At 59.2% G+C, this 22185-nt stretch carries 15 protein-coding genes; 12 read left to right on the forward strand and 3 right to left on the reverse strand.

Going from position 1 to position 22185, the window contains the following annotated elements; all coding sequences use genetic code 11:
• Positions 1 to 299 precede the first annotated feature (299 nt).
• The 3 genes from KVT32_RS21325 to KVT32_RS21335 form a co-directional block, all read right to left on the reverse strand.
• Entirely contained in the window at positions 300 to 605 is a 306-nt protein-coding gene (locus KVT32_RS21325) for a helix-turn-helix transcriptional regulator (RefSeq protein WP_152385715.1), read from the reverse strand.
• Positions 606 to 817: 212 nt separating this feature from the next.
• On the reverse strand, positions 818 to 1789 hold the full coding sequence (locus KVT32_RS21330; protein ID WP_152385716.1) for an LLM class oxidoreductase: 972 nt from the start codon (positions 1787 to 1789) through the stop codon (positions 818 to 820).
• Positions 1790 to 1877: 88 nt separating this feature from the next.
• A complete protein-coding gene (locus tag KVT32_RS21335; RefSeq protein ID WP_152385717.1) occupies positions 1878 to 3002 on the reverse strand; it encodes an alkene reductase in 1125 nt (374 codons plus the stop codon).
• Between the two features lie 889 nt (positions 3003 to 3891).
• Between KVT32_RS21335 and KVT32_RS21340 the strand changes: the two genes are divergently transcribed.
• The 12 genes from KVT32_RS21340 (at position 3892) to KVT32_RS21395 (ending at position 22166) form a co-directional block, all read left to right on the forward strand.
• A complete protein-coding gene (locus KVT32_RS21340) occupies positions 3892 to 5295 on the forward strand; it encodes a YqaJ viral recombinase family protein (RefSeq protein WP_217618835.1) in 1404 nt (467 codons plus the stop codon).
• Between the two features lie 29 nt (positions 5296 to 5324).
• Positions 5325 to 6107, forward strand: a complete 783-nt coding sequence (locus KVT32_RS21345; protein ID WP_152385720.1) for a hypothetical protein — start codon at positions 5325 to 5327, stop codon at positions 6105 to 6107.
• A 275-nt stretch (positions 6108 to 6382) separates the two neighbouring features.
• Positions 6383 to 12307, forward strand: a complete 5925-nt coding sequence (locus KVT32_RS21350) for a strawberry notch-like NTP hydrolase domain-containing protein (protein WP_152385795.1) — start codon at positions 6383 to 6385, stop codon at positions 12305 to 12307.
• A 119-nt stretch (positions 12308 to 12426) separates the two neighbouring features.
• A complete protein-coding gene (locus tag KVT32_RS21355; RefSeq protein ID WP_152385721.1) occupies positions 12427 to 14460 on the forward strand; it encodes a DNA topoisomerase in 2034 nt (677 codons plus the stop codon).
• A 43-nt stretch (positions 14461 to 14503) separates the two neighbouring features.
• On the forward strand, positions 14504 to 14734 hold the full coding sequence (locus tag KVT32_RS21360) for a hypothetical protein (protein ID WP_152385722.1): 231 nt from the start codon (positions 14504 to 14506) through the stop codon (positions 14732 to 14734).
• A complete protein-coding gene (locus tag KVT32_RS21365) occupies positions 14731 to 15306 on the forward strand; it encodes a hypothetical protein (RefSeq protein WP_152385723.1) in 576 nt (191 codons plus the stop codon). The genes KVT32_RS21360 and KVT32_RS21365 overlap by 4 nt, the downstream gene beginning before the upstream one ends.
• 3 nt (positions 15307 to 15309) lie before the next feature.
• On the forward strand, positions 15310 to 15831 hold the full coding sequence (locus KVT32_RS21370) for a hypothetical protein (protein ID WP_152385724.1): 522 nt from the start codon (positions 15310 to 15312) through the stop codon (positions 15829 to 15831).
• A 793-nt stretch (positions 15832 to 16624) separates the two neighbouring features.
• Complete coding sequence (locus tag KVT32_RS32165) at positions 16625 to 17350, forward strand: hypothetical protein (protein WP_227741415.1); 726 nt, start codon at positions 16625 to 16627, stop codon at positions 17348 to 17350.
• A 14-nt stretch (positions 17351 to 17364) separates the two neighbouring features.
• Complete coding sequence (locus tag KVT32_RS21380) at positions 17365 to 17946, forward strand: hypothetical protein (RefSeq protein WP_371825607.1); 582 nt, start codon at positions 17365 to 17367, stop codon at positions 17944 to 17946.
• A 100-nt stretch (positions 17947 to 18046) separates the two neighbouring features.
• A complete protein-coding gene (locus KVT32_RS21385; RefSeq protein ID WP_227741417.1) occupies positions 18047 to 19378 on the forward strand; it encodes a hypothetical protein in 1332 nt (443 codons plus the stop codon).
• Positions 19378 to 19923, forward strand: coding sequence for a hypothetical protein (locus tag KVT32_RS21390; protein ID WP_227741418.1), 546 nt, complete (start codon positions 19378 to 19380; stop codon positions 19921 to 19923). Before KVT32_RS21385 ends, KVT32_RS21390 begins: the two co-directional genes overlap by 1 nt.
• On the forward strand, positions 19923 to 22166 hold the full coding sequence (locus KVT32_RS21395) for a DotA/TraY family protein (RefSeq protein WP_254636975.1): 2244 nt from the start codon (positions 19923 to 19925) through the stop codon (positions 22164 to 22166). The genes KVT32_RS21390 and KVT32_RS21395 overlap by 1 nt, the downstream gene beginning before the upstream one ends.
• The last annotated feature ends 19 nt before the right edge of the window (positions 22167 to 22185 follow it).

The raw sequence follows: 22185 nt of genomic DNA on the forward strand, positions 1-22185 counted from the left end.
CAGCTGTTCTGGCTGCGTGAACTCAGCCGGCGCACCGGCAGGTTGGCGTGCCTTTGTCCATAATTTGCACCAGAGCCGACTTCGCTATGTTGTTGGCAGGATTGATGGGCGCGACTGCCTGCGTGGCTGGCAGTGCTGAGCTCACGCTGGGGCATGACCACGGCAAGCGGTGGTCTATTGGCGGTCGTGGTGGGTGGCACTACCTTGACAATGCATTGCCCTACATGAAGGACGTCAGTCGCACCGTGTGCAGTGCACCAACGCGACCCGTCCCACAGAGAGCGGCACTGCCACTGAACTCAGATCAGCTTCTGCAAGTTCTTGAGCAATTCCGCAATGTTCCCTTCGTGACGCTTGTAATAGGTCCAAGGTCCGATGCGCTGGGACGTGACCAGCTTGGCCCGCTGCAAGACCGTCAAGTACTGTGAAATTGTTGACTGTGACAGTCCCGCACTCTCCTGGATGATGCTCACGCAGACCCCGACCTTTTCGGGATCGACCTCTTGCTCTGGATAGTGTTTGCGTGGGTCTTTGAGCTTGGCCAAGATCGCGAACCGGGCGGGGTTGTCCAAAGCCTTCAGTGCCTCGTGGATATCAATGCTCATGGCAACCTCAAAACTACTTTTCTCGATATTATAATATCTCAATTACTAATAGCAGCGCACGGATGTAGTGAGAGCCACTACCGCAAAGTTCAGAGTGATGTCAGGCATCAGCAATGCCATCCACCTGTTCGCTGCTCGCTAGTCTCTGTAACCGTTTAGTGCATCACAGAACGTGCGTCAGTCTACCCATAACGAGTTGATCTCTTGCGGCCTCATGGCGCGTGCGCACCAAACCGGGGCGCGATGTAAGAGCCGAGTTCATCCATGACTTCTGCTGCCGGACGGCGACCATACTTGAGATTGAGAATTACATGATCGACGCCAATCGACTCAAGCGACTCCAATAGCGCCAGCAGATGATTTCGCCCCAGCCGGTAGCCCAGATGGATTGGCTCTGGCGGTGCGTCCGGACGCACATCCAGGTCGATGTAAAGCGACTGGAGGAAAGGTTTGTAGGTGTCCCCAGAGTGGGCTTTGACCACCTCTCGCCAGTTTGCCACCATCGTCTTCTGCAACTGCGGTGCCCGTGGATAGGTGATCCACCCGGAACTCTCCCGCGCGATCCACTCCATGGACTGGCGACTGTTGCCCGTCACGAAAAATGGAATCTCGTTCGTAGTCGGCTTCGGAATCAGGTCCGCGCTCTCCAATCGACCGCGACTCCATTGCAGCGGCTCGAAGCTGGTGCGCTGAGCCTTGCGGATTACTTCCAGATGTTCCCGGAAAATATCGCCCCGCTGATCCGGGTCAACATCAAATGCAGGGAACTCCACAGGTCTGTCGCCCGAGGCGACACCCATCAGGAAGCGGCCGCCGCTCAACTGGTCCACGCTCGCAGCCGCCTTGGCCGTGTGCAGCGGGCTGCGCAGCGGGATCGCTATCGACGCAGTCCCCAGTGCAATCGTCGACGTATGTGCTGCGATGAAGCCCAGATAGACCCAGGGATCAAAAACCTGGCCCACATCGCCGAAGCTGGGGTCGCGCAACGGTACGTCCCGGAACCAGAGCGCGGAGAAGCCCAGCGCTTCCGCACGACGGGCCAACTCGACCTGGTTGGACATCGTCGGCGTATCGCCCTGGAAGGCCTCGATGGGGAAAAACAGCCCCAGGCTCAGGTGGCCGGCCTTGAAGGTTCGACCGAACCCTTGGTGCTGCTGATAAGGGGTTGTACTTGGCTGATACATTGTCAGGCTCCTCTGGGTCTCAAGGTTTCCATCGCACGCGCGCAGCGCCACTGGCGCGTCCGAAGCTGCGAACGCGGCCAGTACTGCCTTATGGCCGGTAAGAGGGGTAGTCGGTGTATCCCTTGTCAGTGCCGCCATACATCGTCGCTGGATCTACTGCGTTGAGCGGCCAGCCATGGGCGATGCGCTCAGGCAGATCCGGGTTGGCGATGAAGGGACGGCCGAACGCGATCAGATCGCCCCAGCCCGCCTTGACCACGCGCACACCGCGCTCCACGTTGTATTTACCGGCATAAAGGATCTTGCCGCTGAAGTTGCTGCGCACATCATTTCGAAAGGTCTCGGGCAGCTCTGGCGCGTTGTCCCAATCGGCCTCGGCAAGCGAGACATAGGCAATCCCGACCTGTTCGAGAACCTTGATGGCCTCGATATAGGTTTCATGGGGATCTTCCTCCACCAGCCCCAGATAGACGCGGTCTTCTTCGGTGCTGGCGAACAGCGGGGCAAATCGCACCCCGAGCCGTTCCTTGCCGACCACATCAGCAACCGCCTGTACCACCTCGTGCAGGAAGCGCAGACGATTTTGCAGGGGGCCACCGTATTCATCGGTGCGCCGATTGGTGTGCGAGGAAATGAACTGGTTGACGAGGTAGCCGTTGGCGCAGTGGAGTTCGACACCATCGAAGCCCGCATCGAGTGCATTGCGGGCCGCCTGGGCGTAGAGCTGTACCAACTCTTTCACTTCGGCAGTTGTCAGCGCACGCGGCACCGACGGCTCCGTAAGTGCGCCCTGGCCCGGGCCGGTTTCGACGAACACCTTGACGTTGTCGGCAGCGATTGCCGATGGTGCGACGGGTGCCGCACCGCCGGGTTGCAGCGAGTTATGCGAAACCCGCCCCACATGCCAGAGCTGCGCAAAGATGATGCTGCCTTCGGCATGCACCGCTGCCGTGATCTTGCGCCAGCCTTCAACCTGTTCCGGGCTGTGCATACCGGGCGTCCAGGCATACCCCTGGCCACGCGGCTCGATCTGCGTGCCTTCGGTGACCATGAAGCCCGCCCCGGCCCGCTGACGGTAGTAGTCGGCCATCAGGTCGTTCGGAATGTTGCCCGGCTGGGAACTGCGCGAGCGGGTCAACGGCGGGAGCACGATCCGGTTTTTCAGGGTGTAAGGCCCCAGCTGCGTGCTTTCAAACAGTATTTCTCTATTCATTTCAATACTCCTAAATATTTAGAAATCTCGATGTTGCTGGGCAAAATTTTGGCGATGAATCGAACTCAAAACACGCCGAACGGTTGACATGGCTATCATAGCCGCATATCGGGATATGTCAATATCTAAATTGATAGATGTCATGTGTCGTGCAGCGTGCACAACTGCGCTCGCAGTCTTGCCCCGCTAATCCGATTTCCCATCCGATAAGGAGCTACATATGTTCAACGCCATCCTCATTGGGGCGATTCAGTTCTCTGAAGCTCTTCGGGATGTACCCGTCTGCAGTTGCTCTCATGCCGTGCTCCGATTGGGCTGTTGGCTCGTCGAATCCGTGTCTTCGAGGACGCCTTCTGAATCGTCCTCGTGGGTGTTCGCGACCAACTCTACCTGATCATGTCTCTGGTTCGATGCCCGCTCGCGCGCTAGCTCATCGGTGAGCTTCCGAATCGTTCGCTTGTGATCTTGGAGGATGGCGATGTGGTCTCGTTTGGGCATCATTTCCGAAATCTGCTGAGGCGGCGCGTCGGCCGAGAGACCGGCCCGCTCAATCGTCCTACGCAGACGCGATACCTCCGACTCCAAACTCGCAATCCTCGCCCGGAGAGAAGCTTCTTGCTGCAGTAGTGCTGCGGCGCTCATTTAAGTGCGTCCACGCCGTCCGCCGAGGACGTTGAATTCGCAGACTCCGGTGAAACGGAGTCCGTCGCGGGAAGAAGAGCGCCAGCTACCTGCGTGCTCGTGTCTATGAACAAGTTGGGCTCCTTCGCCGAATGGGCCTCATATCAACCAATGACCGGGCCGGTAGTAAAGATGAATTGGCACTAGAATTCATTACAAATATTAGCCTAACCGGCGGTTGTTCGTTTCCAACGGTACTACTCAACCCATGCCTACCAGTTTCGAAAGAATTGACGCCACCGCTGCACTGTCACGCGAGCTTTGGGCTCTTTGCGATACATTGCCGCAACGCGCGGCGATCGATACTCGAGAGGCGGCGGAATGGATTGATTACATGGCCAATGTGCGCCCCAAAGAAGCCGTGTGGCACATGCGACGCGCATCCGGTATCGGTGGGAGCGAGATTGGCGGCCTAGTTCGGAACCGCTGGAACATCCGCGCGGACTTCGAGTTCTCGGCGCATGAATGGGCGCTCGGCAAGCTGCTCAAAAAGCTCCCCGACGAGGGCAACGAGAGCACCTATCGCGGCACCGTCATGGAGCCAGTCATACGGCAGATGTTCTACGCGCAGTGCAACGCAGAACGACTTCCGTTCGAGTTCGACCGCTTGAAGAACGCAGTGGGCAGTATGAAATGGATGCGCTACTCCCCGGACGAGCTTTGTCGATTCCGCCATCCTTTCCCCCTGGTTGTCGATGGCCATCGACACCAACTGTTCGGAAGATACGTGGCCGACTATAAGGCGCCGACCTCCGTCGACGCTTCCGACGACATCTCGTTCCAATACGCCGCGCAGATGAACCAGGGGGCGATCCTTTGTGAAGAACAGGGCATCGAAGTCGACGGCCTGCTCTTGGTGCAGTTCGACTGCCAGAACTGCAAATTGCATCTGAATGCATTGCCTGTGGATCGCGAACTTTGTGAGGCGATTCGTGAAACAGGGGAGCATTACTGGGGCGAGGTATTGCAAGGCCGCATTCCGCGCTATGTGGTCAAAGAGCAGCGAACGCTCACCGACGATCTGCGGGCCGCGGCACTTCCGCTCGTTCAGCGACTGGCCATGTTGAGCGGAGTGGCTAAGAAGGTCAACGACGAAGCGGAGGCGGTCAAACAATCGTTGAACGGCTTGCTTGATCTGAACAACAAGCGCATGGGTGCTGAAAAGCTGAGCTTTCCGGAGGTAATGAGTTGTTCAGCCACTCCCGTGATTGACGAAGATCGCCTGGCGGAATGCCTACCGGCCGAGGTCATCGAGGCCTGCCGCCACGGGGGAAACGCCAAGGCTAAGAACGAGTTCGATCCCGATGCGGTGGCACGTGCACTTGAGGCAGCCGGCGTAGACATCAACACGGTGCTCCGGCGCAAGCTCGACCCCGCCAAGGTCCATCAGGCTTTGGCCGATCGCGACATTGATCCCAGCCTCGTCATCACTGAACGCCCCGTCTGGCGCAGCGCCACAGGCGTTGCAGACCGCGTCGGAGCCTGGGTGGGGAACATGGACTGGTTTCGCAATGAGAGTGCGGCCACTTTCAATGAAGCATCAACAGAGCCTTCAGAGGGCTCGGAACCTTCAGTGCCAATTTATCGCTCGACCGAGCGCGACGTCGCGTAACCAGCAACAGAAACTTCAGGAGAGAACAAATGGCAATTATCACCAGCACCGCCAGTAACCGGCCCACGGACTACGTTCAGCTGACCTTCGGTACGAACGGGAAGGCCCCGCTGGGTATGTCTCTTCCGAATCGCGACTACAGCGAGTTCTCGGAAGTACCTGGTATTGGCGGCCGCATCCGGCATGTGAGCGTCCGCACAAAATCCATCCCGAACGGCGAGATCGAGACTTGCACGCTGTTTTTCGAGGATGAAGGCGAAGAACGCGGCACGGCCCTGCAGTTCGTGACGGGCGGCCCTGACGGCTATAGCTACGCAGCCGGACATCTCGTAGCGAAACTTCTCGCCTGCCGCCCGGATGACCAAATCCGCATCATGGCGTACGTTTTCAAAGAGGGCTCCACCGGCACGGACCGGGCCTCTGGCCAGAAGTACGTTCGTCAGAAGGCGGAGCTCGCTGTTCCAGTGTTCGCGAATGACTACAAGATTCAACAGCCGAACTGGGGCGTGGACAGTCAAGGAAACCCGATGGAGAAGGGGCCGGAAACTCCGTTCATCATCAATTCAACCACCGGAAAACCGACAAATCACCGCGATTTCTCAGCTGCGCGGGAGTGGATGTCCATGGCGCTGCGTGCGATGCAGTACTCATTCAACCGTCGAAGCCAAGCAGAGTCGCATCACGATGCCAACACGGCCCCGATCTCGGCCGATGATCTTCCTGACTACGTTGATGCCCCAGACCATGCGACGGAACCTGATCAACGAACCGTATCGCGCGGGCGTTCGAATTACGAGGGCCAGCGAGGCTAGCCATTGGCCGGAGGTGATACCACGCGGTTTGGGGGCGGGCAGGTAGTCCCGCCCCGAATTTTTTGGTTAAGGCAGCAGTTGCGGAAGATGAGAGGGAGCGAGCGGGAATGCAATGGATTGACCTAAGGGACCCAGCAGGAGCACGGTTGCGACTTCTAGTGGATCATCAGGGGCGTCGTCACCTGGTTCTGGAAGGGGTCTCGCCGCAAAGTCGGGCTTTTCGCAGGGGTATCGATGAGTTGGGATTCACTTCCAGTCGTAGCGGCGCGTTGTTGATGATGCCGTTTCCGTCCGGCTCGACAACGTCGGCGGCTGTCTTTCAACGGATTTGGCCCAACGCGATCGGTCGCGACATGCCGGTTTCTGCGGTAGTGATCCAGCTGCGGCGCCCAACCGAGCAAGCTGCGGCGCCGGCGGTGGCCGCGGCGGAAGAGGAGCGCCTTCGGGAAATTCGGCAGACGCTCCAGGAGTCGGACTACCTCGGGCGTAACAGCGGCGGCCTGCGAGTTTTCGAAAGCCGATCGGGTCGCTTTCTCGCAACTGAGAACGAAAGCCTTCTGTACGAAAGTGAGTCAGGCCGTGGCAATTCGCCGATGTTCCTGCGGGCCACCGACGAGGAAGCGCTCATTGACTGCGCCTACGGGTTTATCCGCAGCATCGAATTGGGTGAAGTTCAGCGCGAGGGCGATCTAGATCGCTTCATCGGCGCCGTGCTACCTCGGAACGGGCAGGGGGCCGCTCCTTCTGCCGCCATTGTCCGCCGAGCGCTGGAGGAAGCGAAGTTCCGATACCTGCAGGAGCGCTACGCGACACCCGTCGAGGCGTGGGGCGACGCCATTCGACTGACTGAGTTCATGGCCACTCAGCCTCGAGAGGGGGATGAGTCTTGGCTGCCATTGCCGCTGTCTCTAGCAATTAACCAAGCTCTCGGTCTGCACCAAGATGTCTCCGTCACTTCGCAGGAAGGCGACCGAAGTGAGCGCCGCATCCTCATCACCGGCGACTTCATCGGTGCCGGCGCCCTCATGCTCCCTTCTGACGTTTCTGTGATTGCTCCTGCCGGAGTGATCGAACGGGCTCTGCCGGCAACGCTGCATGACTTGCGGCTGGATGATGAGGATGACCAGCAGCTCGACTTCATGGTCTTGCAAGCAGCTTGGGGTCCAAGCAGTAATGATCGGAACGTCGATCAGGAACTGCGTGAAATGCTCGACGACCTTGCCCGAGTTCGACCTGGCGGGGGAGCCGCGCTCGTTATCCCGCACGCTGATGGAGCTCGTCTCGGTACATTGACGCCTGAGCAGCGCGAGGTCCTGGAAGGGTTGCGCAGCAAGGCGCATGTGGAGGCCATACTGGATGTGCCTCCGGCATTGACTCGTTCATCCGGTGTCGAGTGTGGAGCGCGCTTAATTGTTGCTGCGCCGCTCGTGCCAGGCCAGCTGGCCGGTCCATTACCGGCGGCGAAGGCGTGTTACAGCTGGGACGAGCTGAAGACCGTTGTGGACGAGCTGCTTGTTTCTCGCGGGCAACGCCCGTCGTCGGACGATGTGGTTCGGATCAGCGATCGCACACTCGAGAATGAGCTGCAGCGTCCGTATGTCGCATTCTCGCGCGTAGGGGAGGCACGCACGATGGTTCCAAAGAACTTGCAGGCGTCCCTGAACTACGCATTAGCGCGGGTGGAGGAAGAGCAGGGCTCGGTCGACGAGTATGTGGCCTATGAACTCGGCATGGGAATGGAGACCCTCGCAGACCGCTTTTCCGCAGAGCAGGTCGACGGGGTCGGCATGATTATCAGCCGGCTGCAGAAGGGCCGGGGAATCATCGTCGGAGACGACACTGGAATTGGGAAAGGCCGGCAAATCGCAGCCTCCGCAGTGTGGGCGAACAAGCAGCAGCGGCCCGTCATCTTCGTGACTGATCGGGCGAATCTCTTCTCCGACTTGGCGCGCGATCTGATCGACATCGACGAGTGGGCTCGCTTTCGCGCGATGCCCCTCAATTCGGATGGCCATGTTCTGGACATCATGGCCGACAACGAAGTGCTTGTGAGCGCTACGCCGGCCGACAGAATGAGCGAGGTCTTGGAACAAGATCTTTCCTTCGCGGATCTGGACGTGAATCTCGTCATGCTCACGTATTCGCAGATCAGTAGAGAGGATAGTGCAAAGGCGGCATGGCTGCTCAAGCAATGCCCAAATGCACTGGTCATTTTGGATGAGGCCCATATCGCGGCTGGCAGCGACAGCAACACGGCGGATTACGTCCGCATGCTGAGTGAACGAAGCTGGGGCGTGGTCTACGCTTCCGCCACGTGGGCGAAGACTGTGCGGAACCTCCATATTTACGTGCGGGCATTCCCTGAGTCGATCAACATTGGTCAGGTGACGGCCGCAATGAAGCGTGGAGGCGAGGAGTTCGCTGAAGTGTTCTCTTCAATGCTCGCGCGTGACGGCGCGTTCTACCGCCGTGAGCATGATCTTTCCAAGCTCGAGGCGAACGTCCTGGTCGATGATCCGCACTATGACCGCAATCGGGCGCTACTGACTCAAGTGTCAGAAGCACTGGGGATGATGTCGCTGCTGAGCGGTGAAGTCGATCAGCTATTGCACCGTGCTAACAGCGCGACCCGCGGCGCCTTGCGAGCCGCCCAAGAGGGACGAAATGCTTGGGTCGAACAAGCCAAGATGAACATGGAGCAGCTGGACCGGAGGATCGCTGAGCTGGAGAGCCTTGGCGACACAGATGGCGTTGCTTCAGCGAAAGCGGAGCGTCGCGAACTAGCTGAGCAGATTGGGCGCCCCATCTCCAAAGGGAGCTTTTTTCAGAATAGCTTCTCGACAGGCGGCATTCTCTATCAGGCGATGCGTCGTACTCTCGGAGCATTGCTTGCGGATGCAACCGTGGATCGCGCGATTGAGTCGATCCGCGCGGGACGCCGGCCGGTTATTGTGTTTGATGATACCGGCGAAGCGTTGGTTCGCCGGTTTATCGATGAAGAGCGGGAGCGAATCGAAGCGTCGATCGCCGCCCAGGACGGTGATGACAACGTCCGTGATTTGGCGGACTTAGTGAGTGCGCAACGGCGCGCCTCCGTCGTTCCGGATGTTCGCATGCCGATGCTGAAGGACCTGATGCATATGTTCCTGAGGAGGCTCGGGGGCGTAAAGGTGCAAGAGGGAAATGATCCCGAAGTTGGCGGAACAGGGGATAGCACGCTCGTTTCGATTGCGGCAGTACCTGGCGTGAGCGATGGTCAGATGGAAGCCTATCGCCGCGGCGTAGAAGCCATCTTGGCGCGGATTGAGGCTTTGCCTGACTTGCCAATCAGCCCGGCTGATTACATCCGCGTCCGATTGGAAGAAGCAGGGTTCCGGGTTGGCGAAATCTCAGGACGACAGTTTGCCCTCCAGCGCCCGCAGGGCCTGGATGAGCAGGGAAATCCGTATCGTGGATTTGCCGGACCCTGGAGGGTGGTGAAGCGGGCGAAGAAGAAGACCGATGTTATGGCGACGGTGCGAGCGTTTAATGACGGTCGCATTGACGTGGCTTTGCTCAACCGTGCTGGCGCCACAGGGCTATCAATGCACGCGTCTCCGCGCTTTGCGAATCAGGATCGCAGGGAGCTCATCGAGTATCAAATTCAAGAAGACCCTACGGTGCGCCTACAGCTCTACGGTCGGGTGAATCGCTTCGACCAGGTCGTCGGGCCGATGCTTAGCATCATGACCACCGGCCTGCGAGGTGAATTGCGAAACCTGATGATGCAGAACCGTAAGCTTGCAGGGCTATCTGTAAACGTGCGCTCCAGTCGCGAGAACGCTGCACTCATCGGTGAAGTCCCCGACATGCTGAATAGCGTCGGTGACGAAGTGTGCGAAGAGTACCTTCTTGAGAACCCGGGCGTGATGAGCCGCCTGAGCATCGAAGTCGCCAGAGTTAAGGACCGCACTGGCTTGGCCAATCTTGTCACCCAGCGGATTGCCTTATTGCATCCCGACGACCAAGATAAGGTCTACGACGATCTCTTTGCTGCCTACGACGATGCTGTGATTCGCAGGGAACTCTCGGGAGAGGGAAGTGCTAGTTTGCGAAACCGCGATTGGCGCGCCCGCACGATCGAAGAAGAGCGTGCATGGGGGCCTTCAGGTGAGATTCCACAGGAACTCTTCTCGGCCTTCGATGGTCCTGTTTTCCTGAGGACGGTTGAGTATGTTAAGGATTATCAGCCGATAGGTTGGACGGCATTGAAGGAGATCATCGCCGAATCGAACGCCGCGCTGGTGGCGGAGCAAAAGGCAAGGTACGAACCGGTTTCCCCGACTGTGAATGGTCGCGTGTTGGCCGTCGCAGACTATAGCCGTGAGGACCTTGAAGCAATTGACGTTCGAAGGGCCAGGCAGGCGCGCGACGTTCTCCAGCAACTCCAGCAGGCGGCCGCCGCCGCGGCGAACGAAGGTGATGTTGGCGGGGCTGACCCTCAGAATGTGCAGGCAGATGCCGATGACTGGCGCACAGTGCTAGCCGGCGCTTGGGTCCCGATTCGGATTCGTCGCGGTGGCCAAAATGTCTACGACCGGTTTGTGGCCTACGTCCCGCGCAGGGCGCCGTACATCCCCATGTGGCAGTCGAAAGGCGACAGTGGCGGAGAGCTACGGTTACGGTTCGACGGGAGTGGCGGCCCAACGCTGCACGTGATCGCGCGCCGCGATCCCACCACAGGCCCGACCTGGGCGGAGATGTTCAAGCGTGCCTACATGCCGTCGGATGATCGCCTCCAAAAGGTGTCCCTCTCGTCAATCGTGGAGAGCGCCGGACGGATTCTGGAGGGGAAGCGCATCATCGCGCTGCAGCGCATGGATTGTTCGTCAGTCGAGGAGGCCTTGGCCCTGCCAGATCACAACGGGGTGAAGGAAGCTCATTGGCGATTGCTGTTTCTACGATCGGTCATGGCTTCGCTGGTCCCTGGAACGGAGCTTACCTTGCGAGAGATCGCCGGCTCCAACAGTCAAACCTTCTGGAGCGTGGGCAACACGATGACTGTCGCGAAGGTTGAAATCCCGGCGCCGGAGGACGCCGCTGTGTTTTCGAAATGGAAATACCATCTCGTCCAACCAGGGGATGAGAAGCCGACCGTGCTGACGGCGGCATCGCTGTTCAAACGGGCTGGCGTGGCACCTGATTTTCCTGAGGTAGAGGTGGGCAGGATTCACCTGTTCGACTTCGACGCGCGAGGAGATGCTGTTCGGTTGGAACGCAGATTTGGCGACCACACACCTGGCCCCGTTACCTTACGCCGTAAGCTCTTAACTGGCAATCTCTTCCAGGCCGCAGAGTGGGCCGAAGCTACGAAGGCCGGCATGGCCATAACCTACACCGACGAAACGGGGCAGCGGCACCGCGCCATCCAAGTGCGCGCGACCGCCTTCGGGCGTCAGGACATCAACATGCACCGAATTCCCATCCGGCTGCATAACCCATTGATGATCACCGATTTCGTGCACCGGACACTTGACTGGGCCAATCAGCTGCCTGCCAACGATCGCCAGGCCGGCCGCACGTTGCAGGTGCCGATGTCCTTCAAGGCGGCGATGTTCGAAGGAGAGCGGCGCCAGAGCTTAATCGACCTATTCGGGATTGCACCATACGCCCACGACGGTAAGGGTGCAGTCGCGTTCGGAGTCGAAAAGCGAGAGAAGGCTCGGTTCGTTCGAATGCTGAAGTCGGCGATGGATGCGGATCGCCGCGATTGGGAGGCGGACAACCCGGACGAGCCGTATCCTCTTGCTCTGACCGCCCAGGCAGCCCGTACGCCGCGGGATCAGGAGGAGACGACGGTAATGTTCGCTTTGCCTGCAGACCGCGCAGCGAGTACTCGCTTCATCAGCTTGGTTATCCGAGCAGTCGGCCTGCAACTCTACGTCCGCCCTCAGGACCTCCTGTTGGCAAATCTGGCTCGGCAATCAGAAACGGTGTTCTTCCAGGAGGTGGCAGAACGCCTGGCACCGGAACGCCAGCGGCTTCTGGACGCCCAAGCCGCTCGCCGGGAGCGGAATAGGGCGTTGGTGGGCGACTCCTTTGACTCCGGCGAAGCGGAGTCCGATGACACGGTCGAACAAGCGGAAGTGGGCGAGGGTGTGCAGCGCGGTCTTGGACTTGACACTCATCCCCCGCGGGCCGCGGAGGCGCCGGCCATGTAGCCCAGAGCGGCAGCGGTGACCGGGGAAAGGGCAAATTTCCGGTCATCGCGTCAGTCCCCAGGATTCGTCCCTACTACAATATGAAAGGTAATTACAGTTCATATTAAAAAGGCGGCGAGATGGCGACGGACCACACGAAGCTGGACGAGCTATGGATTGCAGAGAAGCCAAGCAACCAAGCGGTGATTGAGAAGGCGTTGCGGGCTTTGGGGGCGCAGTGCGTCAATTCTTCTTCCTGCAGAGCGGACGGTTTCGTCCTGCTGAACTGGAAGGGGAAGTCCATTGCAGTCACGAGCGTGTTCGGCCATATGCTCTCGTTGGTTCCGCCGCGGGGCTACGACAGCTACCAGCGCTATGTCGAGCAGAGCAAGGAGCTTGGTCGGTGGGACTTCTTCGGCTTTCTTCCGTTTTTCCCTCCAGAGCTTCTGTACGAGGCGAAGCCAGAGCTAGGGCGTGACAAGAAACCCGTCACGCGCGGCGGCCAACCGGTCGAATCTGTCCGCCTGAAGGTCGTTGAGCAGTTGTTGCGCAAGGCTAAGCAGGTAATCAATGCCTGCGACACTGACCGCGAAGGGCAACTTATCTTTGACGAAATCGTTATGCGCCGGTTGAAACAGGATCCCGCCGATCCGAAGTTCAAGCGCGTCCGGATCGTCAATCCCGATGACAAGGCCATGCTGGAAACCGTTCAGACGCTCGAGGCGAATGGATCGGACCTCTGGGTGAATCTTCGCGCCGCGGCTGTTGCACGGGAGGAGTGCGACTACCTCTTGGGCATGAATGTCTCCATGGCGGTTCAGTCCCTCATCCGTCGTGAGCGCGGCGCGCCGCCCATCGGTCTGGGCCGCGTCAAGATCGCCATTGCGGTGCTTGTGGACCACCAAGACCGTCGAATTGCGGCTTTCGTTCCGTATGACGCCTATGTGCCTATAGCGCAATTGGCGGATCGCACGCAATTGCGGTGGTTCAAACGTCTTGGTTCGGAGGGGACGCCTGGTTTCAATGCCAAAGGGCAGCTGGTCGACAAGGTGTTGGCAGACCGCATCGTGGCGGACGTGGCCCGGGGGCAGCCGGGGGTAATCACAAATGCTTCCGTTGAGGAAAAGGCCGAGCCCGCACCCCTTCCTTACTCAATGGGAACGCTCCTGGTCGATGCTTCGAAAAAGCTTGGCCTGTCGGTGAGTGAGGTTCAAGAACTCGCCCAAAGGCTCTACGAGAAACATAAGCTCATCACTTACGTCGGCACAGATTGCCAATATTTGCCGGAAAACATGCATGAGCGTGCACCGGAGATTCTCCACGCACTGCGCTTTGCCACCGGCGCTGTGCCCGGCTTGGAAAAGGCGCTCGAGCTCGTGAACCCAGCTTTCAAGTCTCGTGCCTTCAATGACGGCAAAGTGGACGAACATTTCGCGATTACCCCCTCTGGCGCCGAACCTGTTGGGCTGAACGACTCGGAAGCTGCTTTGTACGGGATGATCGTCAACCGGTACGTGGCTCAGTTTTTGGGACCCTACACGTATCTGTCGACGGTGCTGACGGTGCAGTTCGGCCAGGACGTCTTTCGGGCGCTCGCGCGCAGACCAACCAGAGCGGGATGGCGTGCGATTTCCGACCAGTCCGTCGACGATGCAGAGGGAAATGGCGACGCTGTGGATCTGGCCCGATTCCGCGAAGGGGGGCAGGTCCAAGCGGTTGGCGCGCGAATTGACGTCAAAAGAGTCGACCCTCCCAGCGCATTCGACCAGTCCACCCTCGCCGAGGCAATGCTGCATGCGCATCGGTATGTGCGGGATGAGGATTACCCCTCACGCGAGCAGGCCGAAGAAGTCCGCAAGGTTCTCACTCAAACGGAGGGAATTGGCACGTCCCGAACTCGGGCGAGCGCCATCACTGAAGTTTTGACTATGGGGCTGCTTATCGAGGCCGGGTCGGGAAAAAAGCGCACCGTCCATATCTCCGACATTGGCCGTCAGACGCTGGGCCTGCTGCCGCCGCATCTCACCAGCATCGCGGTCACCGCGCAATGGGAGCTCTTGTTCTCACTGGTTGCCAAGGGTCAGATCCCCGCCGGCGCGGTGATCGACCAGCAAAAGCAACTCATCAAACACGTCGTGAAGTTTCTCGCTGACAACCGGCGAGCCGCCGCGTAGCAGTCGGCTACCCAAATCCATCTCTCTGAATCTTGGAATCGATATGTCCGTTTCCCACATGCCCGGATCGTCCTCGCCCACCACATCCGCCAGCCTCCTTGCGCGCGTCGTCAAGGGCTCGGTGAATTGGACACCTGAGGAGCGCCAAGACTTTCGGGACTTCTTCTGCACTGATGAGACCGACATCGAACTGATTGCCAGGCTGGGAATCACGTCGGAAGCGCTTCGGATGCGCCGTCAGAACATCGCGAAGTTGGTGCAGGTGACCGCATGAATCGAAAAAAGGCCATGCCACTCGATCCGCGGCAGCTTGACCTGTTTGCGGTTGCCGAGGAGATATTCGGAACTCATTTCAGCCTGGAGGCTTCACCGGCGGCCGAGCTGCAGGCACCCTCGGAAGCGCGCGCGAAGTTCTACAACATGGACGGCCCGATCCTCGAGCTCACCGCGGCTGAGGAAGATCGGTTCGGTAAGGGAGGCTTCCGAAAGCTTGCTGCTTCGATGCTCATGGGGGCGATTGACGACGTTCTCCGTGCAGCTACTCCGGAAGCGAAGACAGCTGCTATCGCCTACTTCACAGAGCCTGTTGGACCCTTGCCCTTCGAAACCGTCTTGGATTGGCTCGGGCCTCCGCTAGACCAATTTTCTCCCAAGCAATGGGCTACGCGGATCTCCCAGGACGCTTCTTCTGCCAGCGCGGGCATACACCGTTATTGGCGAGCCGTGGAGCAGCAAGAGGCCGATCTCGCCGCCCGGGCGGCGGAGGCTGAAGGCGAGGACGAACCGGTCGCGTACATCGCGGAAGCCCAGTACCACTTACCCCGAGAGCGGTTGGGGAGCATGTAGAGGATGGACAATCGATTCGTCTGTGGTGGTCGTCTGCTGAGGCGCCTTGCGTCTGATGCCGGCCTGACGTTCACGATCCAAGAGGATGGTCAGGATCGACGTAGCGTGGTCGCGTGCGACGACGCGTTGGAAAGCAATGTGTTGGGCCCTCTTATCGCCCTACAGGCAGAACGCGTCTGGCAGGCGCTTTTCCCCGAGTATCGAGGCCTCGTGTCTGGCGCCACTTTTACTGTGCAGCCTGAGAGCCTGGTTGGATTGGCGGTGAACTGGCCGTTGCTGGGGCGCGACGTCGCTTCCTTGCATCGGATGCTGGCCATAGCGCGCGCCGCTGACTCCGTACTGGATTGGGACCGACGCCAGGTGATCGAGGTCGAGGAAATGGTCGACTGGTATCAGAGACTTCAAGTGCAGCTGCAGGACGATGTTCTGTACCTTCCCGCCACGCCTGAGTGGCCTGCCACGCGCGTGCCGTTGATCTTTGTAGAGGGTGAGCGGCAATTGCCCCAGGAGAAAATCCATGCCTAGCGCCGGCCTTCTTGAACAAGCACGTCGCGGACGATACCGTGCGAAGCCTCCAGTCGTTCCGGTGCCGGAAGGCGTGGATCAGTTGCAGAGTCAGTTGACGTTGGCGCAGCTGGATCCGGCCGACTTCCAATCGGACGAAAGAATCCCTGATCCGCCGGCGGCGCTCGATCGACGAACCGCTGCGGCGCGCGTTGATGCGGCCCACAGGGAGGCTACGGCAGACCAGAATAGCGTCCCCCCGCGCATTACCGCGGCAGCGGCGGCAGGCCAGCATTCTTCGGACCCACGTCAAGTTACACGATCGGCTACGCAAGGCTCGCACGCCGCCATCGATCATGCCCCGATTGCTAACTCAGCCGCAACGCCTCGATTCGGCGGCTTCCGAATTCCGGGAATGGAAGGCATCGTGCGTGACGGAGGCTCCCCACGTCAGCCCATTGGCCAGGAACGGTCTCAATCGCTCCGCCGAGCGCACCAGACAGCGCCCGCGCAGAGGGAGGCAGGACAAGCAACGAATCTGTCGCCGGCAGTGGCACAAGCGGTCGTAGCAGCGCCCATTGGCGTACGTCATGCTTCGGAGAACAGCCAGGTCATCGCCGATCGCCACGCAGCTGGGGTGCTGGTGCGCCTTGTTTCGGCGGTGGTCGAGGGAGGCGGGGGCCGACAAGCCAGGGTTGGCGAACCAAGCCGCCAGACTCTGGCAACCCTTATCGCAGAAGCTCACCGCGTCTCGCGTGATCTGACCGCTGCAGCGGCGGGAGGGACGCAGGTACGTCGCTCGCTTCAGGCAACCATGCTGAAGGAAACCGCATATGCGCTAGCCCGGCACTACAGCAACACAGGTGAAGTGGCTGCAGATTCCTTCCGGGCCATCGCGCAAAGCGTGCTGGACGCCGGGGCAGACCTAATCCCTCAAGAGATCCTGGACCTCCTCGGGCAGGCAAATCCGGATTACGGCAGTGTTGAAAGCGAGCGGCAGTACGCCGAGGACAGGCTGCGCGCGGCCCCCTTCGATATCGCGTGGGAAGTGCAGCGGAGCCTGCAAGACTCGAAGCTCCACTACGGACGCTTCTTCGACCTGAGAGACGGCGACCCTGATGCGGATCGCCCGTTTACCTACGGTCAACCCTTGGATGCGGTGCGCGGCAGCCTGCTGCAAGCGGTCCGGAGGATCGTCGATGCGGCACATCCGGACATCACGTCGCCGCTGGTTTTGGCGAAGTGGCGTGAGGGAGCTCTGTCGCGCGCCTCAAAGCTGCTTTGTGCCATCTATAGAACCGAGACGGTGCGGCTGCTACGCGCAGAGGCGACCCCTGATCTGCTTGGTCGCGCTCGCGCAAACGCTCTAGGAGGCACGTTCGCGTCTGTGATGGCGGGCGTTGAACGAAAGGCAAGGGAGCAATTCAACGAAATTGAGCGGAGTGCCCCAGAGCTGATGCGACTGGGTGAGCCTTTGCAGGAATCTATGCCGGAAGCGCCGCGCCATCAGGCACATCCGGCGGAACGAGAGCGGAGTTGAGAATTTTGAAGAAAGTGAAGAGATTTATCGGGGCTCGGCGCGCCACAGCGTTGGTCTTGCTCTTAGCGCAGTTCGGCGCACACGCGGCTACCCAGGCCTGCGACCCCGCCTTGGACGAAGCTATCGAGAAGCGGCGCCAACAAAGTGACCGGCAGATCGACACGGTGGACCAGGACATCTCGAACTCTGGAAAGCGAATGCTTGAATGCATGGTCGACTTTGCGGAGGTCGTGGGCAACTCCATCAACATCGGAGGGCAAAATATCGACCTGAGTGGAGTCGTCAAAAGTCTAAATCAGGAAGCCTGCCGCATGACGCGCGAGGCTAAGCAAGGGCGATTGCCAAGCTTTCCCTCATGGGAAAGTGTTGCTGGAAATGCCGGCGGCCAGCTGCCTGGACGAACGCCCCCGGTCTATACCCCGCCTACGAGCCCGCCCGTGGGCACGAACCCCACCTTCCCCAACAGCAGAATGCAGTCCTCGCTCGGGTCGGTGAGTCAGCAGTCGAACAGCAGCGCTTCTTCGGCATCGCAATCGAGTGGTTCGATGGATGGCATCTACGACGCACTGTCGAACGCTATGGGGGGGCGCCGTTGAAGGACCGTACAAACAAGTCGCATGCGGGCCCGCGAAGCTGGTACCAAATCGCGATGTCGCCGGTCTTAAAGGACCGTCTGCATACTTCGATAAAGGACTGATGATGATGAGAATTACGCAGGGGCCACTCGCCCCAAAGTGGCGGCGCAACGCCCTTGTGGCTGCGCTCGCATTGACGTTCAGCACTGCTGCTGCCTCGGGGGGCGGATACGTCGCGGATAGCTATTCGCCGATGATCTACCAAGGGGTACAGCAGATTCAGCAGCAGCTTCAGTCTGTAGTTCAGGCAATTCAGAACGCAAGAGACGCGACCGTCGACGCGATATACAAATCCACCGGCTCGCAAACGGAGGCCCTCACAAACGCGATTTCGAAAGGGTCGGAGCTGGACTCACAAACCAATCGGCAAACGCAGGTGGAGCTTGAGCGTGCCCGCCGGGATGCCGCGTTGGAACAGGCCAACGGATGTTCGGTCACAGCAAGGTCGAAGTCTGGCGGCGCAGGGTCTAGCGCGGCGGGTTCGGGGGCGCAGTACGGCGGTGGTGGCGCACCTGTTCGGATGACTGGCAATTCGACGGTCAGCACGGCAATGGCCAAAGCGATCGACCGCGGAAATGGTCTGGAAGCGGCGCCTTCGACGAACAGACAGATTGAAGACACTGCGCAGGGTGCATGTGAGACATACGGTGCGGGGAACCCGCTTCGCGAGCTGTGGTGCAAAGCCGCCGGCTGGGCCGCAGGTAACCTAACCGGGTTCATTCAGGCGGATGTTCGCGCCGAAACACTTTTCGATGGACCGCAAGCCGCGCGAGATGCACAGGGCTTCAGGCACCAACGGACATTGGGGACATCGAAGAAGGAAGTCGACGCCCTCAATTCCTTCGTGTACCACCTGGAGAAGCCTCAGCAGATCGAGGATCCGCAAAAGCTCGATTTGAAGACCCGGGCGGGAAAAGGTTATCTGGCGCTCAAAACCACTTTCGACGCGCGGATTTCGATGGGTGGCAAACCGACCCGCGACTACATCGGCGCGCGCTCGCCCGACAAGGAGACCATACCGATGCTGCAGCAGCTCACCGCTGACCCCGTGACGGGCGCGTGGGTTGCCGCGTATCTCCAATCGAGTGTCCCGAAATGGGCCAGCACAGGTATCTCCGTTGAGGAACTCGAACACTTGGAAGTCGAGCGTCGCTACCTCAACCCAGCTTGGCAATTGGACTTCGCGAGTCAGTTTGACGCTGCAGTGATAGCGCGAGAGGCGACCTTGATAAGTCTGGCTAGGGCCGATGTGGAAGTGAAGACGCTCCAAGAGGCGCGTAAGACAAATATGTTGCTTGGTCAGATCTACAACTCCATGGCACGAGTTGAGATGCGCGAAATCATGGATGGTATGCGGGAGCAGTCCAAGGACGCCGCTACCGCAGTGGAGTGATGGAAGTGCAAGCAACGGGACATTCCACATCGATGCGAGAAGCGATTCCAGGGCGCCTGGCCGCCCTGATATCGGCTAGGCCGGATCGGCTCCTTCGCCAAGTCGAGCTCAGCTACGCAGCCTTGCGTGGGGACACTGAGGCGCTTGCGCGGACAGATTTGGTACGAAGGCTCCTATCTCGAACCGCGGAGCTCGACACGGCTCATCGAAATCTGGCGGATTGGCTGCGTGATCGCAATGAAGAGCATCCTGAGGAGCGCGCACGCCAACAGAAGCTGAGGCAAAACGTCGATGAGGATTTGTCGAGGTTGAGAGACGTATTGTCTGTCGTCGCCGCGTTGCCAGTCGCCCACGTAAAGGCAAAGGCATTGCAGGCGCTACTGGACGTCCATGTAAGCGTCAAACAACTTCGCGACCTGAGCAGAAGGCAAATTCAAGGTCTTAAGAACCGCCCAGCAGCGGAGCAGGCCGTCGCGCAAAGCGAAGTCCAGCTTGCGTCTGAGCAAGAGGCATCCAGGATGCGTCAGAGAGAAGGGGAGAATTGATGGGCATGAGAATTTTTAAGGCTCGCCATGTGCAAAGGTCGTTCGTCGCTCTGCTGTTGGTGGTGTGCTCCCTTTTGACGCAGGCCGCGCTCGCCCAGCAGAGGCCGCCTACCTCCGACGAACTGGAGCAGGCGATCGGGCGAGAAACCGATAAGAGCTACGAAGTTTTGCGAATGGTCTTCGGCCAATTTGCGGAGAATCCATTCCTTGAGGTGGGAACGCCGGATTCCCTACTCGGCCACGTCTTCTTGATCTCGAACTTGGTGATCATGGGCCTCGGCATTGTCTGGTTCACATACAACATATTGGCCGGCATTCTTACCTCAGCCCATGAGGGACGAGTGCTTGGCCAGAAAATGTCTTCGGCGTGGCTTCCGGTTCGAACAACTGTGGGCGTAGCCGGAATGCTGCCGGTCTTCGGCGGGTTTTCGGCCGCCCAGGCGTTGTTCATGTGGTTCACCTTGCTCGGGATCGGAGCAGCGAACATGTCTTTGCATGCATCTATAGATGCCGCCGCAAATTATGCTCCCCTAGTTCAGTCGGAAGGGATGGTGAATCCGTTGGGATCCGGTGTGCTCTCAGCGGACGTGGCCGATGCTCTGTTCGTCTCTAAGGTTTGCGTTCTGGCGAATCGCGCGTATGACAATCCATCGGGCTACAACACCACCAATCTGCTGATTGACAAGCTTGACTCGAAGGAAGGCGCGCGGACGAATCAAATTTATGGAGAGCACCTCTGCGGGGGCGTAAATTTGGCGGGCTTCCTGGGCGACAACGCGAGGTCCGGATCAGGCCTGCAGGGTGCTCTCTCGTATCGAGTCGCCTCAGTTGACTATGATGCGATCGCAAAGGCCGGCCGACAGGCGATGGTCGGCCAGCTTCGAGGTCTTAACGCGCTGGTCGACCCGATTGCCATCGGTTGGTTTCGTGGCTATCAAATGGCATTGCAAAATGGCACGCCCATGCCGGAATGGCCGACGGCGCAGTTGTCGAAGGCGCGCGCCGGAGTCCGCCTGGTTTACGAGTTTATTGAGCCGCTAATCCCTAAGCAGAGCGCAATTCGCAAGGAAGCATCCGACAAGATAAAGCGCGATGGATGGGCGGTTCTTGGTGCTTGGAACTCAACTATCGCGGAGGCAAATGCAGCGATCGTTGATGCTGCGAACGTCTATAGCGTCAGCGTGGTCGCCCCTGGAAGTCGAGTAGGGTTTGGGCTGGGGGAAATTGGAGACCAATTACGAGGAATCGGGCAGCGGATGCTGAGCTCTGTTGGCCTTGCGGATGTGCCGCAAACTGACCAGGTGCGAGATGCTCTTGTGGCCCTTTCCACGCGGCGCGAGACCGCGGCGCCGGCGTCAGAGTGCTTTTTCGATTCATGGCAGACGGAAACTGGAAACTGCTCAATGGGCCAAGCGATAGCGTTGAGAATGATCGACGGGATCGCTGCGAACACCGGTGGCAACGGTCTCGTGAATCCAATTATTGCTTCCAAGAACGTAGGTGATTGGTTGATGATGCTTCCGCAGGTCGCGTATGTGGCCTCCAAGGCGAAGGATCTCCCCGGACCCGGAAAGGCGGCTAGCGCTGCGGTGGCGGCTGCTTCGAAGGCAACCAGCGGCTTTGGACCTACAGCTCTAAAAATGTTCGGGTCGGACACTTTGCGGATTCTGGAGAAGCTTGCAATCGCGATGTTTATCGTGGGGGCCATTCTTGCCATATACATCCCATTTGTGCCGTTCTTGACGTGGATGACTGGCCTGGTGGGCTACTTCTGCATCGTAGTGGAAGGACTTGTGGCAGGCCAACTCATGGCGTTTGCTCACCTCTCAGGGGAGGGCGATGGCATGGGTGCGCGGACGGAACGCGGGTATACGCACCTGCCCAATGTGCTGTTGCGGCCCACCCTGATGGTAGTCAGCTTTTATATAGCGAATGCAATGTCCATCATGATTGCGACATTGTTTCTCCAGCTCTTCGCCGCTGCGCTGGCCAACGTGCAAGGCAACTCCGTGACCGGTATTGCGACGATCATTGGAGTGGTTGTGTTGTTCATGATCGGCATGATGGTCATGATTCAGGGGATCTACAACATGGTCTATGAAATTCCTGACCGCTCTCTGGGCTGGATTGGGTCAGCGATGGAAGCTCGTTTCGGCCGAGAAATGGACAACAAGATTGAGATGCTTGCGCAGACCACGGTCCGATGGTCCGGAGTTCCTGGCATCGGAGTCGGACGGGCATAGCTACCGGCGAAAAAAAACA

It is taken from the genome of Achromobacter sp. GbtcB20 (assembly GCF_019091095.1).
GTDB lineage: Bacteria > Pseudomonadota > Gammaproteobacteria > Burkholderiales > Burkholderiaceae_B > Achromobacter > Achromobacter mucicolens.

Bases quoted from the DNA above. Each gene is read 5' to 3' on its own strand.
- KVT32_RS21325 (WP_152385715.1), bottom strand. From the start codon at position 605: ATGAGCATTGATATCCACGAGGCACTGAAGGCTTTGGACAACCCCGCC.
- KVT32_RS21330 (WP_152385716.1), bottom strand. From the start codon at position 1,789: ATGTATCAGCCAAGTACAACCCCTTATCAGCAGCACCAAGGGTTCGGT.
- KVT32_RS21335 (WP_152385717.1), bottom strand. From the start codon at position 3,002: ATGAATAGAGAAATACTGTTTGAAAGCACGCAGCTGGGGCCTTACACC.
- KVT32_RS21340 (WP_217618835.1), top strand. From the start codon at position 3,892: ATGCCTACCAGTTTCGAAAGAATTGACGCCACCGCTGCACTGTCACGC.
- KVT32_RS21345 (WP_152385720.1), top strand. From the start codon at position 5,325: ATGGCAATTATCACCAGCACCGCCAGTAACCGGCCCACGGACTACGTT.
- KVT32_RS21350 (WP_152385795.1), top strand. From the start codon at position 6,383: ATGATGCCGTTTCCGTCCGGCTCGACAACGTCGGCGGCTGTCTTTCAA.
- KVT32_RS21355 (WP_152385721.1), top strand. From the start codon at position 12,427: ATGGCGACGGACCACACGAAGCTGGACGAGCTATGGATTGCAGAGAAG.
- KVT32_RS21360 (WP_152385722.1), top strand. From the start codon at position 14,504: ATGTCCGTTTCCCACATGCCCGGATCGTCCTCGCCCACCACATCCGCC.
- KVT32_RS21365 (WP_152385723.1), top strand. From the start codon at position 14,731: ATGAATCGAAAAAAGGCCATGCCACTCGATCCGCGGCAGCTTGACCTG.
- KVT32_RS21370 (WP_152385724.1), top strand. From the start codon at position 15,310: ATGGACAATCGATTCGTCTGTGGTGGTCGTCTGCTGAGGCGCCTTGCG.
- KVT32_RS32165 (WP_227741415.1), top strand. From the start codon at position 16,625: ATGCTGAAGGAAACCGCATATGCGCTAGCCCGGCACTACAGCAACACA.
- KVT32_RS21385 (WP_227741417.1), top strand. From the start codon at position 18,047: ATGATGATGAGAATTACGCAGGGGCCACTCGCCCCAAAGTGGCGGCGC.
- KVT32_RS21390 (WP_227741418.1), top strand. From the start codon at position 19,378: ATGGAAGTGCAAGCAACGGGACATTCCACATCGATGCGAGAAGCGATT.
- KVT32_RS21395 (WP_254636975.1), top strand. From the start codon at position 19,923: ATGGGCATGAGAATTTTTAAGGCTCGCCATGTGCAAAGGTCGTTCGTC.